11 protein-coding genes and 2 tRNA genes are annotated in these 16,973 nt (G+C 58.4%); 1 reads left to right on the top strand and 12 read right to left on the bottom strand.

Annotation, left to right across the window (positions count from 1 at the left end; all coding sequences use genetic code 11):
• Positions 1-618: 618 nt before the first annotated feature.
• The 10 genes from AAAX32_RS04110 to AAAX32_RS04065 form a co-directional block, all read right to left on the bottom strand.
• Positions 619-694 (bottom strand) — tRNA-Lys (locus AAAX32_RS04110).
• Between the two features lie 28 nt (positions 695-722).
• Positions 723-2,003, bottom strand: coding sequence for an aminopeptidase (locus AAAX32_RS04105; protein ID WP_349100076.1), 1,281 nt, complete (start codon positions 2,001-2,003; stop codon positions 723-725).
• A gap of 89 nt (positions 2,004-2,092) precedes the next feature.
• Complete coding sequence (locus AAAX32_RS04100; protein WP_349100075.1) at positions 2,093-2,668, bottom strand: hypothetical protein; 576 nt, start codon at positions 2,666-2,668, stop codon at positions 2,093-2,095.
• On the bottom strand, positions 2,669-3,547 hold the full coding sequence (locus tag AAAX32_RS04095) for a phosphoribosylaminoimidazolesuccinocarboxamide synthase (RefSeq protein ID WP_035136481.1): 879 nt from the start codon (positions 3,545-3,547) through the stop codon (positions 2,669-2,671).
• 118 nt (positions 3,548-3,665) lie between these two features.
• Complete coding sequence (locus AAAX32_RS04090; RefSeq protein WP_040360026.1) at positions 3,666-5,231, bottom strand: ATP-binding protein; 1,566 nt, start codon at positions 5,229-5,231, stop codon at positions 3,666-3,668.
• Positions 5,232-5,242: 11 nt separating this feature from the next.
• Positions 5,243-5,965, bottom strand: coding sequence for a response regulator transcription factor (locus AAAX32_RS04085; protein WP_006236208.1), 723 nt, complete (start codon positions 5,963-5,965; stop codon positions 5,243-5,245).
• 153 nt (positions 5,966-6,118) lie between these two features.
• Positions 6,119-7,330 (bottom strand): hypothetical protein, encoded by a 1,212-nt coding sequence (locus tag AAAX32_RS04080; RefSeq protein WP_349100074.1) that lies wholly within the window; start codon positions 7,328-7,330, stop codon positions 6,119-6,121.
• Positions 7,330-7,593 carry a TIGR03905 family TSCPD domain-containing protein gene (locus AAAX32_RS04075; protein ID WP_022093796.1) on the bottom strand — a complete coding sequence of 88 codons (264 nt, stop codon included), beginning with the start codon at positions 7,591-7,593 and terminating at the stop codon, positions 7,330-7,332. The genes AAAX32_RS04080 and AAAX32_RS04075 overlap by 1 nt, the downstream gene beginning before the upstream one ends.
• 128 nt (positions 7,594-7,721) lie before the next feature.
• Positions 7,722-9,068: an adenylosuccinate lyase gene (gene purB, locus AAAX32_RS04070; protein WP_022093797.1), complete on the bottom strand. Its 1,347-nt coding sequence runs from the start codon at positions 9,066-9,068 to the stop codon at positions 7,722-7,724.
• Between the two features lie 424 nt (positions 9,069-9,492).
• Positions 9,493-9,567: transfer RNA gene (locus AAAX32_RS04065), tRNA-Gly, on the bottom strand.
• A gap of 297 nt (positions 9,568-9,864) precedes the next feature.
• Here AAAX32_RS04065 and AAAX32_RS04060 point away from each other — a divergent pair.
• Positions 9,865-13,296, top strand: a complete 3,432-nt coding sequence (locus AAAX32_RS04060) for a SpaA isopeptide-forming pilin-related protein (RefSeq protein WP_349100073.1) — start codon at positions 9,865-9,867, stop codon at positions 13,294-13,296.
• A 66-nt stretch (positions 13,297-13,362) separates the two neighbouring features.
• On the opposite strand, the gene AAAX32_RS04055 is transcribed toward AAAX32_RS04060, so the two are convergent.
• Together AAAX32_RS04055 and AAAX32_RS04050 are read right to left on the bottom strand one after the other, a co-directional pair.
• Entirely contained in the window at positions 13,363-13,581 is a 219-nt protein-coding gene (locus tag AAAX32_RS04055; protein ID WP_022094153.1) for a hypothetical protein, read from the bottom strand.
• A 21-nt stretch (positions 13,582-13,602) separates the two neighbouring features.
• Entirely contained in the window at positions 13,603-16,776 is a 3,174-nt protein-coding gene (locus AAAX32_RS04050) for a hypothetical protein (protein WP_349100072.1), read from the bottom strand.
• Between the last annotated feature and the right edge of the window lie 197 nt (positions 16,777-16,973).

Genomic DNA, 16,973 nt, shown 5'->3' with positions numbered 1-16,973 from the left:
TCGATGTCTGCCCGGATGCGACACAGCTTGTGTGTCCATCCTCGCAGTATCCGGTTCTCAAGGTGCACGCCCCGCGGCTCATCCGGTCCGACCGGGCCGCGCGGCAAGGAGATATATTGCCAGACCGGAGGGGCGCCGTGGGCGGGAATCGCGCACTCCATATTTTGTTCACAAATGAATAGGGCCATCAGTCGCATCACTGAGGTTAAAACTGAAGCATTGGCTTCTGATATTGGCGATGACCAGCTGTTTTATGAGTATTGAGACATCGGTCATCTCTGGAGCGCTACTTTACTCCAAAGGCATCAGCTATTTGTTTCCCATCGGTAAAAGGCGGGTTTTGTTCGCCAAGCGTTCTTATATATAGATAGATACGGGTTCGAACCCGTGCACCGGCAACAAAAAAGACGGCCAACCGAAGTTGACCGTCTCAACAATCTTTGGGTGGGCCGTCAGGGGTTCAGCCTGCTTCGCAGGCGGCCGCTGCGGCGCTTTCGCGCCTTGCGCGCTGCGCTGGCAAACGCTCACGCGTTTACTCAGCTCCGCGCCCCGACGGGTTCGAACCCGTGCACCGGCAACAAAAAAGCGACCAACCGGAGTTGATCGCTTTCTATTCCATGGTGGGCCGTCAGGGGTTCGAACCCTGGACCTTGGGATTAAAAGTCCCCTGCTCTGCCAGCTGAGCTAACGGCCCGCGGGTGGCATTGTACCACGGTCTGGGACTATTCCCAACTCCATTGGCCGTTCTGGAAAATCACAACTTCACGTCCATCAGGCGTAATGCCCGTAATATCGATGTCGTCCGTGCCGATCATAAAATCGACGTGCGTGCTCGAGACGTTAACGCCATGCTCCAGGAGCTCCTCCTTGGACATGTCATACCCACCCTCGATGCATTCGGGGAAACCTACACCTAGCGCGAGATGGCAGCTAGCGTTCTCGTCATAGAGCGTATCGTAGAACAGAACACCACTTTCGCGGATCGGCGTGTTCTTGGAAATGAGTGCGACCTCTCCCAGGTGAGCAGCGCCCTCGTCAGTATCGATGATACTTGCGAGCGTTGCCTTGCCCACGCGGGCGTCGTAGTCCACCACGCGGCCGCCCTCGAACTTAATCCAAAAATCGTCGACCTTATTGCCGTGGTGGATGAGCGGCATGGCAGAGTACACGATACCGTCGGCGCGCATGCGATCGGGCGAAGTGAAGACTTCCTCGGTGGGAATGTTGGGGAAGAAGGGGTGCCCATCGGGCGTCTTGCCCTTGCCGCCGGCCCACTCGTGACCTTTCGTCATGCCAATCGTCAGATCGGTTCCATTTGCCGCGGTGTAATGCAGGTAGTCGAAACGATTGTCGTTCAGGAAACGCAGGTTCTTTTCGAATGCGGCGTCATGGAGTTCCCAGTCGCTCTCTGGGTCCTGGCCATCGGCGCGCGCGGTGTGCAGAATCGCATTCCACAGCTTATAGATTGCAACCTCATCGGCGTCTCCTGGGAACACCTCGTGCGCCCAAGCCACGACCGGAGCGCCGGCGATGCACCACGGATTGATGTTGTAATCCAGTCCACGGCGGAAAACTTTGCACTGCGTATTCCTCGCCTTTGATGCCGCGGCCGGCTTGGCTGGATTGATGCCCTTGAGGGCCGCAGGATCCGCACCCTCGATAAAGACAAAGCAGGCACCATCCTGGGCCAAGGAATCCAGCTGCATGCGCTTCCACTCGGGCGTCTGCTCAAAATAGCTTTTCTCGACATGCTCGTACGTAAGCCTCGTCACGGCATCATCGGCCCAAATGACCGTCACGTGGCCGGCGCCGGCAGCATAGGCCTCCGCGACCACCACGCGCGCAAACGGCGCGCACTCGACCGGAGACTGAACGACGACCTCCTGGCCGGGCTTGACGTTTACGCCCTTGCGGACGACCAGGCGCGCGTAGTTTTTAATCTTGGGCTCCAGGGCCTTCATGCCCTCCAGAGCCTCTTCGACCGTCAGGGCAGCTCGAATCATGTGCCACTCCATCTATCTATAGAACAGTAAAAAGGCGCGCCGCAAAAACGACGCGCCTTATATCTTAGCGATAAGTATGTATGCAAACGCTACTTCTTCTTGGAGTCCTTCTTGTCCTCCTCGGCAGCCGAACGCTCGATAAGAGCGTTGAGCTTGTTCTCGGACATGCCCTCGGCCTGCGCGCGGTACATGTTGCGCAGGGGACGAATACGAACGAAGTCGTAGATAAAGTCACCCAGAATGACGACGTAGGACAAAACAATACCGACCATCTGGACGGGGCTGGACACCATGCCAGCGGGAGCGAAGTACAGCGAGGCCCAAATTGCCACGACGAGCACCATGCCAATGGCGAGCACAATCCACCAGATGCGACGGCGCTTGGTGTAGTCCTCGTCCTGCTTGAGGAGGATATTCGACACCGTATAGATGCGGTCCTCCTTGGCGCGCTGCTTAGCCTTGCGGGCGCGCTTCTCCTCTTTAGAGAGGCCCTCGAGGTTCTCGCCCTTCTCGAGCTCTTTGCGGCGTGCCTTAGACGAAGCCGGCACGACGCGAACGGAGCTCGCTGCTTGGCGGGCGGGCTTAGCAGATGCGGCAGATTTGCGCGCAACCCCGGTAACTTCGTGGGATTGCGTGCGCTTGTTCGTGGCGCTACGGGTACTCACTTATGCGTTCTCCTTCATGCTTGTGAACTGGGAGCCCGTGATGATCTGGAAGGCCTCGCGATAGCGCTCGGACGTGCCATCGATGACCTCGGCGGGCAGGTGCGGGGTCTCCCCCGTCATATCCCAGTTGGCCTTGAGCCAATTGCGGACGAATTGCTTGTCGTAGCTAGGCTGGATCTTGCCCTCCTCGTAGCTGGCAGCAGGCCAGAAACGGCTGGAGTCGGGCGTGAGACACTCGTCGATCAGCGTGACCTTGCCATCAATAACACCAAACTCGAACTTGGTGTCGGCAATGATGATGCCACGGGTCGCGGCGTACTCGGCAGCGGCCTTGTAGATCTTGAGGGAAAGGTCACGAATCTGCGTGGCGATGTCCTCGCCCACGATCTCGCAGCAACGCTCGAACGAGATGTTCTCGTCGTGGTCACCGATCTCGGCCTTCGTGGACGGCGTGAACAGCGGCTCAGGAAGCTTGGAAGCCTCGGTCAGGCCCTCAGGCAGCTGGATGCCGCAGACGGTGCCGTTCTCGTCGTAGGTCTTCTTGCCCGAACCGGTCAGATAGCCGCGGACGATGCACTCGATAGGAATCGTCTGGGCCTTCTTAACCAGCATGGCGCGGCCAGCGAGGTAGTCACGATACTCAGCAAACTCCTCGGGGAAATCCGCCGGGTCGATGGAAACGAGATGGTTGGGGACGATGTCGGCAAACTTATCGAACCAGAATGCCGAGATGCGATTGAGTACCTCTCCCTTAAACGGAATCTCGTCGGGAAGAATGAAGTCGAACGCAGAAATGCGGTCGGTGGCGACCATCAGCAGGTTTTCACCGGCATCGTAAATATCACGAACCTTGCCACGGGAATCCGGACGACGCTCCATCGTTGTCACGTGAGTCACTCCTTACCTAAATACGACAGAAATGCGGGTTCTTTCCCGCATGTTTTCGCAAACTCGGAGCGGCAGGGACGCGGCCCCTCCTTCACCGAATAGCGAAAAGCTAGTGCTCCATTGTAGTAGATGCCGCGTCCGCCGTGTGCTCGCGGGGCAGATGAATTGTAAAAGTCGTACCCTTTCCAAGCTCCGACTCCACGGATATGTAGCCATGGTGACGCTCGACGATCTGCTTGGTCACGGCGAGGCCAACGCCCAGGCCGCCAGCTTCGCGGGCGCGGCTGGCATCGGCGCGCCAAAACCGCCCGAAGATGCGCGACAGATCGTCCTTGGCAATACCGATGCCGGTATCAGAAACGGCAATGCTGACGTGCTTGCGGTCACTGAGCACCGACACCACGACCCAACCGCCCTCGGGGGTGTAGCGCATGGCGTTGCTCATGAGGTTGATAACACATTGCGTGATCATGTCGGGATCGGCCTCAACGACATCGTCGTGACCCTGGGTCTCGTCCGCAAAACGCAGGCGCAGATCGCGGTCGACAAACAGGCGCTCCTGGGCATTGACGATGGAACGCACAAAAGGAACCATGTCCACCGGCTCAAGGTTGAGCGGAGCCGTGCTGTTTTCCATGCGCGACAGGTCGAGCATCTGCTGCACCAGACGAGCCAGGCGACGCGTCTCGGAAGCAACGGTTTCCAAATGCTCATCGTCGGTGGGATACACGCCATCCTGCATGGCCTCGACCGTTGCGAGCATGGCCATAAGCGGCGTGCGAAGCTCGTGTGCAACGTCTGAGGTCAGGCGCTTCTCGTGTTTCATATCCTTCTCGAGCGAAGTGGCCATCTCATCGAAGGTCTCACCCAGCTGATCGATCTCGTCATCACCGCGCAGTCCCGTGCGAGCCGACAGGTCGCCGTCACGGATTTGCTTTGCGGTACTGGTGATGCGATGAATCGGCTTGGTGAGCATGCGCGACACGAGCGATCCGATAACGACCGAAATGCAGATTGCAACAACCGCGGCGAGGGCCATGGCGTTAAAGGTCTTCTCCCTAAACGCAGAGTCCGCCTTGGTGAGCAGAGCGTCGGAGCCGATGGCCCACAGCTTTACCTGTCCGACATGCTCGCCGGAAGACGTTACAATCTCGACGTTAGCAACGCTATCGGAGTCGGTTGGAGCAGACGAGACCGGGCTATGCGATGCCCTCTTGCCGCTCGTGTCGTCGGTCGTAGCCTGGTTTTCGCGTACATCGGCGGTGGCGCTTGCCGAGGGCCAGGAATCGTCATAAACGATCACGCCCTTTTTATTGACGACCTGCATACCCAGATCGTCGGAAACCAAACTCGACGTTGCGACCGTGCGCAGTTCTCCCGCGGTCCAAGAGCCGTTTTCCTCATATGAGGTTGCCAACTTCTCGGCAGCGGAATTTGCGATTTCGACGATATTGGAGCGTGTGTAATCCGAAAAGACCGTGCCCCACACAACAGAGACAACGCCCACCAGCACCAATACCGTCATGAGCGATGTCAGAGCAAAAGCAAGTGCCATGCGCGAGGGATAGCTCATCGTTGGCCGTGAATCGGAACGAGGCGTGTTCCAACTAGCCTTGGAACCCGCCTCGCTCTCCTGCTTGTGCTTTTGTCCGATTTCAAAGCGCGCAGGTGTCATATGTGATTTCCCTATTTCTCGTCCGACTTATCGGTCTTGGCCGGAGCCTCGAAGCGATAGCCGACACCATGGACGGTGTAGAGCCACTTGGGCTTCTTGGGATCATCGCCCAGCTTGGCGCGAAGATTCTTCACGTGGCTATCGATGGTGCGCTCATAGCCCTCAAAGTCATACCCGAGCACTTTCTCGACCAGCTCCATGCGGTTATACACACGGCCGGGATGGCGGGCAAGCGTGGTGAGCAGCTTGAACTCGGAAGCCGTCAGATCGACTTCCTTGCCCTCGACCAAGATCTTGTGGCCCGAGATATCGATGACCAGATCGCCGAAGTCGAGCACCTCGACGGCGGGCTCGTCGGCCTGATGGGCACGGCGGAACAGAGCACGAACGCGGGCGACGAGCTCGCGCGGCGAGAACGGCTTAATCAGATAGTCATCGGCGCCGAGCTCAAGACCGATAATACGGTCCTCGATCTCGCCCTTAGCCGTCAGCATGATGATGGGGACATCCGAGGTATCGCGAATGGTGCGGCAAACGCGCTCGCCGGGAATCTTGGGGAGCATAAGGTCGAGCACGACCAGGTCGAACTGATGCTTCTCGAACTCCTCGATCGCGGACTGACCGTCGCCGACGCCCACAACCCAGTAGCCTTCGCGCTCGAGATAGGCAGCGACGGCGTCACGGATTGCCTTCTCATCCTCGACCAGCAGAATCTTTTTTGCATCTGAAGCCATAACACGGCCCCCCTGTCTCAATTAGCTAAGAACAAGCCCATTTTAACGCACCTGAGCCCGCCGGATGCCGCTATGACGCGGCAGCTCGGCGGGCGGTACTCACAATTACAACGCGTTTATTCCCCTGTTGGCGCCTTTTTAACCCCTCTAAGCTTAAAGAGAGAATAGGCGTGCAGTGACCGTCTCTGGTATACCCTGGCTGTTGCGCACCGTGGCGTACGTAAGGAATGAGTCCGACTTTCCCGCCGTAGCTGGATAATCGCCATACTCCAAAGCGCGGTCGGGCGACAGCAGCGAGCCATAGGTCTTGGCAGAGGTGTCGATCAGGAAATGCGACGCCTGTACCTTAACAAGGTATTTATTCTTCTTGCCAGCCGCACATGCAAGCGGTTCGCGGGACAGGAAGAGATACGGCCCTCCCTCATTACCGATATACGTGCCCATGTTGCCCAGGCTGCCCACGCCACTATAGGTCGCCTCGATAGAAAACACGAAGGTATCGCCCATATATACGGCCTCGAAAGGCGAGACTGACGAGGGAAGAACTAGCTGGGCACGTTTGGTGTTGTTGCCGTCGGTCAGATCGATTGCCGTTATGCCGTAGTAGACGCCCTCGTCGTTGCGGACACGCGGCGAGATGGTCAAAATGCCGTCGCTCGCGCGCGGGGCCGATGCAAAGCGGCCCGTCGATTTCCAAATTACCTCGGCCTTGGATTCATCAAGCGAGCGACGATAGCAAAACGAATCACTACTCGTTTTATTGCCGCCTGCCGAAGGCATTTTATACCAGATAACCGATGACCCGAACGCCGTAAACAGGGGCGGATCATAGTCCTTGCCACCTCGATCGAGCTCAACCACATCGCCAGAGAGCGAAGCGCCCGACAGATTTTGAGCGTAGAGCTTCCACGATGAATTGGCAAAGTTCATCTCAACCCACGCGAATACGCCGTCGCCGGCACGGACATCGTAGAATGCGTATCCCGTGCCCTCGATAGGATCCTCGATTAATGTGGTTAGCGAGCCATCGCCCAGGTTGAGCACACCGAGTGTGTTGGCGTGCAGTGCCGATGCGGGCGCCATCATCGCCGCGGCGTAATCGCCGTCGCAGTAGTACAGCAGCGTACCCAGAGGCAGCGTCCATGACGCCGCCGGCTCAAGATCGATGTCGACTGCCTCGTACTCATCCGTAATCGAGATGATTTTGGAATCATCCTTGATAACCTGCGGCTCGCCGGCGGCATCATCGCTGGTGCCCGTTTTTTTCGAGCATCCGGCAAGCACCGTGGCAGCGCCCGCGGCAGCCCCACCGAGTACAAAGCCGCGACGCGATATTCCGTTCTTGATGTGATCGGCGATACCCATTAGGCGATCTCGGCGCGAGCGGCCTCGATGGCGCGCGTAAGCTGGTCGGCGCAGGAGGTCTTTTTCATACCGCAGGTATTACCGGCGAGAACCTCGATTACGCGATCGGCAGGAGCGCCCTCGACCAGCTTGGAGATTGCCTTGAGATTGCCGTCGCAGCCACCGGTAAACTCAACGCCTATCACCTTGTTGCCGTCATCGGAAAGGTCAAGGTGAATATTGCGAGCACACACGCCCTGAGGCTTGTAATCAAACGAAATCATGCGATCCCCTCTCAGAATGTTATTCGAGACGACTATTATCCCCGTCTTTCCCTAAATGCAACGAGGCGCTTTGCCGGCAACACACATTACCAGCAAAGCGCCCTAAAAAGCTAACGTTATGCCCGAACCTACTCGAAGCTCAGCTGCTCCAGACGATCAAAGACCGTGTCGATACGGGTGAGGAAGTCCCATGGATCAAAGATCTCGTCGAGCTTCTCCTGGCTGACGGTGCAGCGCGGGTCGGCCTCGAGACGCTCCTTAAAGGTGGGGCCGGAGACACAATCCTGTACCTCGTGCCAGGTTGCCATGGCGTTCTCCTGCACAATGGCGTACGCGTCCTCGCGGGTGATGCCCGTATCGACGAGGGCGAGCAGCACCTTGGAGGAGAAGATGAGGCCGCGGGTCTTATTGAGGTTGGCCATCATGCGGGCAGGGTACAGCTGCAGGCCGTCGATAACGCGAATGAGGCACTGGAACATGTGGTCGAGGGCGATGAAGCTGTCGGCCTGGGCGACGCGCTCGGCAGAGGAGTGCGAAATGTCACGCTCGTGCCACAGGGCGACGTTGTCGAAGGCAACCTGCGCGTTGGCCTTCACGACGCGCGACAGGCCGCAGACCTTCTCCATGGTGATGGGGTTGCGCTTGTGCGGCATGGCGGAGCTGCCCTTTTGACCCTTACGGAACGGTTCCTCGGCCTCGAGTGTATCGGTCTTCTGCAGATTGCGAACCTCGGTAGCGATGCGCTCACAGGTGGCCGCGGTGGTGGCGAGAACGCCGGCGAGGTAGGCGTGATGATCGCGGCTAATAACCTGCGTGGACAGCGGGTCGTGAACCAGGCCCAGGTGCTCGCAGACATATTCCTCGACAAACGGCTCGATGGAGCTGTACGTGCCGACAGCGCCCGAGATGGCACCAAAGGCAACGTTCTTGCGGGCATCCTCAAGACGGTCCAGATCGCGCTTGAGCTCCCAGGCCCAAGAGCCAAACTTCATGCCAAAGGTCATCGGCTCGGCATGGATGCCATGAGTGCGGCCGGCGCAGAGCGTGTTGCGCTCCTCGAAGGCGCGACGCTTGCAAATCTCGCCGAGCTTCTTGACGTCCTCGATGATCAGGTCGCAGGCCTGGGTGAGCTGGTAGCACAGGGCCGTGTCGCCCAGATCCGAGCTGGTCATGCCATAGTGAACCCAGCGGCTGGGCTTGGGGTCGCCCTCGGGAACATCGGCATCGATGTATTCCTTCATGTTGGTCAGGAAGGCAATGACGTCGTGGCGCGTGACTTCCTCGATCTCATCGACCTTCGCCTTCTCAAAGTTGGCATGGTCGCGGATCCACTGGGCCTCGTCTTTGGAAATACCGATCTTGCCGAGCTCCGCCTGGGCCTCGCAGGCCAAGACCTCGATCTCCTGCCAAATGGCGTACTTGTTCTCGAGGGAGAAGATGTGTCCCATCTCCGGGCGGGTATAGCGATCGATCATAGCGGCTCCTTTTTGGTTATTGGCACGTTGGTCGTAACCCAACCATTGTACCGTGCGCAGGTGCAAGTATGGGCAGCAGGCATTAACCTAACATTTTGGAATTGGAGCGAGCATAGGGACGTCCGCGCATTTGCTTCGCAAATCCGCACCGGCTGCGGTCGATCTCCTCGGATTCACGGAGACGATGGGGAAAACTTTGTTGAATTGGCCGTCCCGAGTTCTCCCGCGCTCGGTGGAGCGGGCAACGGGACGTCCGCGTATTTGCTTCGCAAATCCGCACCGGCTGCGGTCGCCTATCGGCGACCTTGCCTGCTCGCTATAAACGCTTCGCGTTTATTTAACGCTCGCACCCTGTCGGGTTCGAGTCCCGGCACTTTATTGAAAAAGGCACGGTAACGAAACGTTACCGTGCCTGAAATTCGAATGGAGCGGGCAACGGGACTCGAACCCGCGAGTGTCAGCTTGGGAAGCTGATGCCTTACCACTTGGCGATGCCCGCATATGTGGGGGATAGTATAACGCGGTTGTCTTGTTCGATACAAGGGTGGCGATGCTTGTTTTAGCTGTGGAGATTCGTTTGAAAATCGCGTCAATTGTGGAGATGAGGACCTTTGGCCTCCTGTTCTCCCAATCTTCTACCTGCGCTTTTGCTTGATTGTTGTATTTGAGCTCAATTTGTCAGGAAATGGGCAAGCTTTTGGTCAGGCTCCGGTACTTACCCGCATGAACCTCGGGGGTAGCCTCATCCTACGCGTCGCAGCCTCCCCGTGCGGCGCACGAGGGATAAGGAGCAGCCATGTCCAACGCACCCACGCACTCTGTCCACAGCGCAATCGCAGCAGGATCGCTGCTCCTAGTCCTCTTTTTACTGATCGGCTGCCTGGCACCGGGAACTGCATTTGCCGTCGACGGCTACGATCAGCTCGGCTTCCGCACTATTAGCGATGATTGTGGGCCCTTCTTCATCGGCAAGTATGAAGCTCAAGACGCCTCGATTGCCTACTGCATGAACCAGGAGCGTCCCGGCCCCACCAAGCCGGGCGGCCCATGGCTCAACTTTGATCAAGGCTGGATGTGGCTCGACGACGAGTTCGCGGCAATCGTTTGTCACGGATATCCTACCGCCACGTCGTTTGGCGGTTACCATCTTTCACCCGATCGCGCCCGCGCCGCCACCCAGCTTGCCGTATGGATGCTCAACGGCACTACCCATGTCGACGGCACTTACTCCTACACGACCGCTCAGGGCAAAACCAAGAGTGGGCACTTTACCGCCGACAATGAAGTCGTGGCGGCTGCGCGGTGGCTCCACGACAGCGCAAAATCAGGAAGCATCAAAGCCGCTCCGCACCGCGCGCGGCGCTATCTAGGAACCGTATCGGGCGGCAGCAAACGTCAAGACATGCTCTATGTACTGCCGGCGGTCTCTGTTTCCTTCCAAAAGCAGTCTGCTAACACCGTTATTACCAGCGGAAACAATACCTATCAGTTTACCGGGGCAACATTCGATATTTTTGAGAGCGCCAGCGGCGCGCGTGTCGGCACCATCAAGATGGACAGCAACGGTCGGGCGCAAGCAACACTTCTGCCCAACACGGCATACTACCTAGTTGAAACGAAGGCGCCGGCCGGCTATGTCCCCCGTCGTGATCGCATCGCCTTTACCACGGGGAATGACGGTGGACAGGTCGCCATTGATGAACAGCCCGGCACCATCAACCTGCGTATCGTAAAACTCGATGCCGCGACGAATGCCGGCCCCCAGGTGGGATCTTCACTCGCAGGAGCAGAGTTCACGTGTGTGTCACAATCAACCCCAGGATGGGCGCAAATCCTCACGACCGACGAAAGCGGTCGGGCCACCCTCGCCGATGTCCCCTTAGGAACCTTTACCATCTACGAATCAAAAGCCCCCGAGGGCTACCTGCCATCCAACGACAGCTGGACCTATACCGTCGGAGCCGACCAGCTCGGCGATTCAGGCGTGGTCGAGATCGAATCTCGCATTTCCGATATCCCCATTGCGTTTGACCTTGAGATTTCCAAATTCAAGGATTACGGCAATAGCGACCAATCCGGCCTGGAGCAGCCGGCGGGTGGTGTTGTCTTTGAGGTTGTCAGCAACAGCTCTCAGCAGGTTGTTGGCACACTGACCACAAACATCTATGGCTTTGCCTCCACCAAAGACCAGCCCGAAGCATGGTTCGGCACAGGCAAGCGACCCGCCGGTGTCCACGGAGCCGTCCCATACGACCGTGCCGGCTACACGATTCGCGAGGTTCCGGAAACCGTCCCCGAGGGTTTTAAACGTGCAGGGGAATGGACCGTCGGGGCCAATCAGATTTCCAACGGCGCCGAGCTTCAATATATCGTGGACAACCACGCTCTGTCGACGCATCTCCAGATTGTAAAACGCGATGCCCAAACAGGCGCTTCTGTTCCCCTAGCCGGATTCACCTTCCAACTCCTCGACATCAATCACGAACCTGTCTCACAAACTTGCTGGTATCCAGCACATAACGTAATGGACACCTTTACGACTGACGCGACCGGGACCGTCACACTGCCCGAATCGCTCGTGCCGGGCACCTATTATGTACGCGAAACCTCGGCCAAAGAGCCCTATCTTGTCGACGAAGAGATCGAGGTAAACATACCCGCCGACATGAACCTAACGCCCGTTGCAATCGCCTCGTATTATGACCACGCCGCGACCGGAAACATCAGGATCGTTAAAACCGATGCCGTAGACGGCAGCAGCCTCGCGGGCGCCATCTTTGAGATCCGTGCCTCGGGTGATATCGTGCGCCCCGACGGTAGCATTGCCGCGCTCGACGGTGAGACTGTCGCGACCGTCACGACGGATGAAACTGGAGAAGCACGCGCGGACGACCTCCCGCTGGGATCTGGCACCGCACGCTACGAGGTTGTCGAGACTCAAGCGCCGGCAGGCTTCTTGCTCGATCGGACAACCCATATTGTCGACCTTACTTATGCCGACCAGAAAACACCCGTTGTAGAAGCACGGCTTAACGTATCCGACGATTACACCAAGGTTGATATCTCCAAGGTCGATGCAAGCGGAGAGCAGGAAGTGAAAGGCGCACAACTCACCTTATATGGTCCCGATAAAACCGAAATAGACTCCTGGACCTCATCCGACAAGCCGCACCGCGTCGAACATCTTGCACCCGGCACCTACTCGTTGCGCGAAATGATTTCTCCGCGGACCTATGACCTTGCCGAGGAGATAACGTTTGAAATAAAGGATACGGGAGAAGTCCAATCCGTCGCGATGAAGGATGCGCCCATCGAGATCAAGGGGCAGGTCGACAAGCGTCAGGAACTTGTCCAACCTATCGAAAAGGGCCTGTTGGCTAACGGCGATGGTAAAAACCGCGCCACGACGCAAACCAATAGTGATGGGCTTTTCTCCTATACCATCGATGCTCGAAACGATTCCGCTACTTGGGTTGATGAGTTTACGATTACCGATGATCTTGAGTGCGCCAAAGACGGCACAGCGAGATTCATCTCAATCGAAACCCCCGTCGCCATCGGCGACCTCAACGGTCTGTGCAACGTATGGTATCGCACGACGCCGTTGGACTCGACAGACGTCGATGAGCCGGCAAACGCGACACTTGACGATGGGCACGAAAATCCTTGGCTTGAGTCCGACGAAGTAAAAGAGAGCCTGGGTGAGGACTGTCGCCTCGTCGATTACGACGGTTGGCACCTCTGGAAGGCGGATATCTCGACCACGGAATCCACCACACTCGAGGCGAAAGAACTCGACCTTGCATCCAATACCGTCGTAACGGGCATTCGAATTGAATACGGTGCGGTAGCCGCCGACTTTACGACTCGAAGCGATGCGGATTCTTGGACCCGCGATGATCTCAAAGATGAGCACGACGACCTTGACGATGCCAAAGCAATCCTTGGCACAGACGCTCGGGGCGCAGTCGTACACATGCAGGCAACGTCGGCTTATACGCCCCAAACCGCACTCACCAACAGCGCGCGCGTCGATCTTTGCCGCAACGGCGGCGGCGATAAACTTGAGTCACATGACGAGGACAGCGTCATTCAACGCTGTACCCTACCGCAGGACCTACCGGCAACAGGATCAGTTCCCATCGCCGCTTGCATCACCGCGCTCCTGACCTCGGGTGCCGCAGCCCTATGGTTCGCTCGCCTTAGGTCGATCCCAAAGAAGCGCTAGCGCGATGAAAAAGCGGGCGAGCCAGTCCCCTGGCTCGCCCGCTTTCAATCATTTAAATCGCCGCATCTACTCTGCAGACGAAGATCCACCATCAACGATTGCCTGCTCGGACTCAGGAATCCCATCGGCACCCGTACTCTGTTCTTGCTCCACCTCTTCGCTGATTGCGGAGGCGGGGGTCGAGCCCTTTGCACCCACGATGTAGGCAGCCCCAAATCCTAACGCAATGGCAATCAAGGTCAAAATCACGTAGACAGGCCAATGGCGCTTAATATACGAAAACACGTTGACTCCTTAGAGCTCCGTCTACGAACGGCGGATAACCTCGGTCACGACCTCGGATACCGTGGCAATGTTCGTCGGGTTGACATTGTGGGGCAGGTCGTCCTCGGTACGAGCGCAAGCCAGACGCGTGCCGTCCACGCCGGCGATGGTAAGGGCTCGGCGGCTCGCCTCGAGCGCAGCATAGGCATCGGTCTTGGCATAGGGCATCTCGAGCGCGCCACAATCGACATGGAACGACTTGCAGACCTTGCTGACCAGGTTCATGATGCGGCGATCGCCCTTGAGCAGTTGTTGTTCGCCCTCGACCGTCACCACCGAAAGCCTACCGGCGCCGACGGATTCAAGATTGATAAAGAATACGCCGCGGAGCTTATCGCGATGCGAAGCCAAGAAGGCCTTCATGCCAGCGCCATCACAATCCGAGGCACCCGTTGCCACAAACCAGATATCGTGACCGAGCAGCTCATCATCGCCCATAGAGGCGACAGCCGAGAGCATATCTTCGGAAGAAGCGCCATCGGAAGACGTAGCGCCACCCTTCCAGCCATCGTTATCGTCCTCGAAGTTATCCCACGAACCGATACCGCGACCGGACTTCTTGGCATCGTAATCGTCTTCGACGCCCAGCCAGTCACTCATGCTGTCCTGCTCGTTTTTCTTTTTACGGCCGAACAGACCACCCAGGCCGCGCTTACGAGACTTGGGTGCCGCCGGGGCGGGAGCCGAAATGGTCTCGATCGGCTGCGCGCCCGACGCAACGGGCATAGGAGGCGCAACGGGTGCCGATGTGGGTTCGGGGCCCTGGACAGTAGCAAAGGGATCGTTGACCTGTGCGGAGGAGTCGGGAAGGTCGAACAGCGACGTGCGAGACGCAACGTTTGCCTGCTTCATAGACGGCAGCGACGGATCGGGGACCGAAGCCAGCGGAGACGAGGAAGGTGCAGGCGACGGTGCCGACGCCGGATCGGGAACATTCATCTGCGGGCGCGGCGATGCCTGGGAGGAAATCTGGGCCATAAGGGAATCGACCGTTTCGTCCTGGGTGGGAGCAACATTGGCAACCGTGGCACCGGAACCACTCGGGGTCGGCATGGTGAAAATCTGCGTGGAATAAGGCCTCGACTCATCCGTCTCGGGAGTCTCGGAAACCGCAGGCACTTCCTCCTGCTCGACCTCGGTCGAATCATCTTGCTCGGCTGCCGCGTATTGCTCTTCGTCAGAGTTGGCCTCGACGGGCTCGTCCTCGGCGGCATCTTGGATTTCGGCAGCATCAACAGGCTCGTCATCGTCTGCCGCGTCGCCCTGCTCATCGGAAACAGGAAGGGGCTCGGCAATCGCGGTGCCCTGTTTTTCAAACGTTATCGTGGAATCGAACTGCGCGGCATCAAACGACACGGTGCTATCGACGTGCTGCTGAGCCTCGAAAGACGTCGTCGCTTCAACAACATCCGCGGACGCCGGTTGCTGGGACTCAAAGGACGTTGTAGCTTCGGCGGCTTCGACGGGCGCGGACTGCATAGCCTCGTTCTGCTCGAACTCTTGCGCCGCGAGCTCACGTGCCGCCTCGGCTGCCTGCTGCTGAGCGATAGCCTCCTGCTCGGCAGCCTCGCGTGCGGCAGCGCGCTTCTCCTCGAAATCGTCGACAAATTTCCTGCCCTTTGCAAACGCACCCTTAAAGAAGTTGGAAGCGCTGGCGCCAATCGACGAGAACGCGGATGCAATGTCGGCATGCGGCGTTGCCGCGGGAATCTCGGCCGAGAAATCAGTATCGCTCTCGTAAGACACGCGCCTCGGTTGTTCAACGTAATCGTCGTCAGACTCGTCCGCAACGTCTTGCGCCGGTGCGGCGGGAGCCAAAATGTCCAGTCCTGCCGCGGGATCGAACGCGGACACCGCCTCGGGCTCGGCAACGGTAACCGCGGCAGACTCATCATCCGCAGCCACGACGGGGGCAGGCTCGGGCTCAAACGTCGGCTCCTCGCCCTCTTCGTAATCGAGCGTACAGGACTCGGGAAGCATGCCGAGCGCTCGGATGGCATCCGAACCAAAGCGGATATTGCCGGCGGCATTGCGATAGAGCTTGGGCTTGGGCTCGGCGACTTCGACCACCGCGGGCTCCTCCGCCGGCTCGACGGTGGACGTTTCTTCGGTGGACACTTCGGCCTGGGCAGTCTGGCCTTGAGCCTCAGGCGCGATAACGCCGATCAGCGTCTCGTCGGCAGAGGCACCCTCAAAACCATCGATCTGTCCATCAAAAGCCTCTTCCTGTTCGGGTACATCGTCAGGCGCCACCGGCTGGCCAAACTCGTCCTCGTCGTAGGAAGGTTCCTCATATTCAATGGTGTTGCCGTAGTCGTTTTGCTGTTGGGCCGCGGCATACTCGGCCGCCGCGCGCGCCATTTCCTCGGCGCGACGCTTCTGCTCGCCAAAATAGGTGTCGAATGGAATGTCGTCGGGGAACTCGTTTTCGCCCTGATAGGGGGCAACGTTGTCCATGACACCGAGCATGGCGGCAACAGAGGACTTGTTGCACACTGCGCCAGACGTGTAGGGAAGCACAAAACGGTTGGAGATGATATTGGCGGCGTTGGCCAGTGCCACAAGGGAGGCCAGAATCGCGACAACCCACAGCAGCACCTTGAGCACGCCGGGAAGCGGCAGGATACGCAGGATGGCGACAGCCGCGGGCGCGATCGTGGCGACAGGCAGGAGCTTGGCGATGAGCGCGCGATACGGAGCGTAGGGCTCGCGAGCAAGGAGCTCGGCGCGGGGGGAATCATAGTGGGCCACCACGACGACCGGGCGGTTGCGCGGAGACGCAAGCGGGCCCGAGGCCTTGTGATAGGCGATGACATTTTGGCTCACACCGGTCTTTCCCAGGCGCGAAACCAAAGGATGCCCCGTGCGCTCGAGCACGTAGAGCACGGCACCGACAATGGACAGCAGGGTGCCGACCAAGCCGATACCGCCGCCGATGCCCATCAGCAGGGCGCCGGCAAACGCCAGAATACCGGTAACGGCAAACGCCAACCTGCTGGGCGCGGGAGCATTAAATTCCTGCACCTCGGGGTCAAATCCGTGGTTGCGGAAAATCTGAGCGATATCCTCGGCAGCCAGGCGCTCTTCTTCACTGCACGCCGGCGTAATGCCGGTGTTCTGCAGCAGGTGGTTAATATAGTTCTGGGTGTTCGCCATGTGCGCTCCACATCCATAATCCGACAAATAGGCCCAATGCATGCACATTAGAACCGTATATAGTCGAAAGTATACCCCGAGCGAGCGCAAACGACCGAATTCGGGCCATCTTAACGCCGCGAGCGGACAAGGATATAGCCTAATCTCCATATCGGACTAAAATCATGGCATCAAACGACCTTCTCATGCGAGGATTC

It is taken from the genome of Collinsella sp. CLA-ER-H3 (assembly GCF_040092425.1).
GTDB lineage: Bacteria > Actinomycetota > Coriobacteriia > Coriobacteriales > Coriobacteriaceae > Collinsella.
The sequence above is the reverse complement of the archived record's forward strand: the minus strand, read 5'-3'. Positions and strand labels throughout refer to the sequence as shown.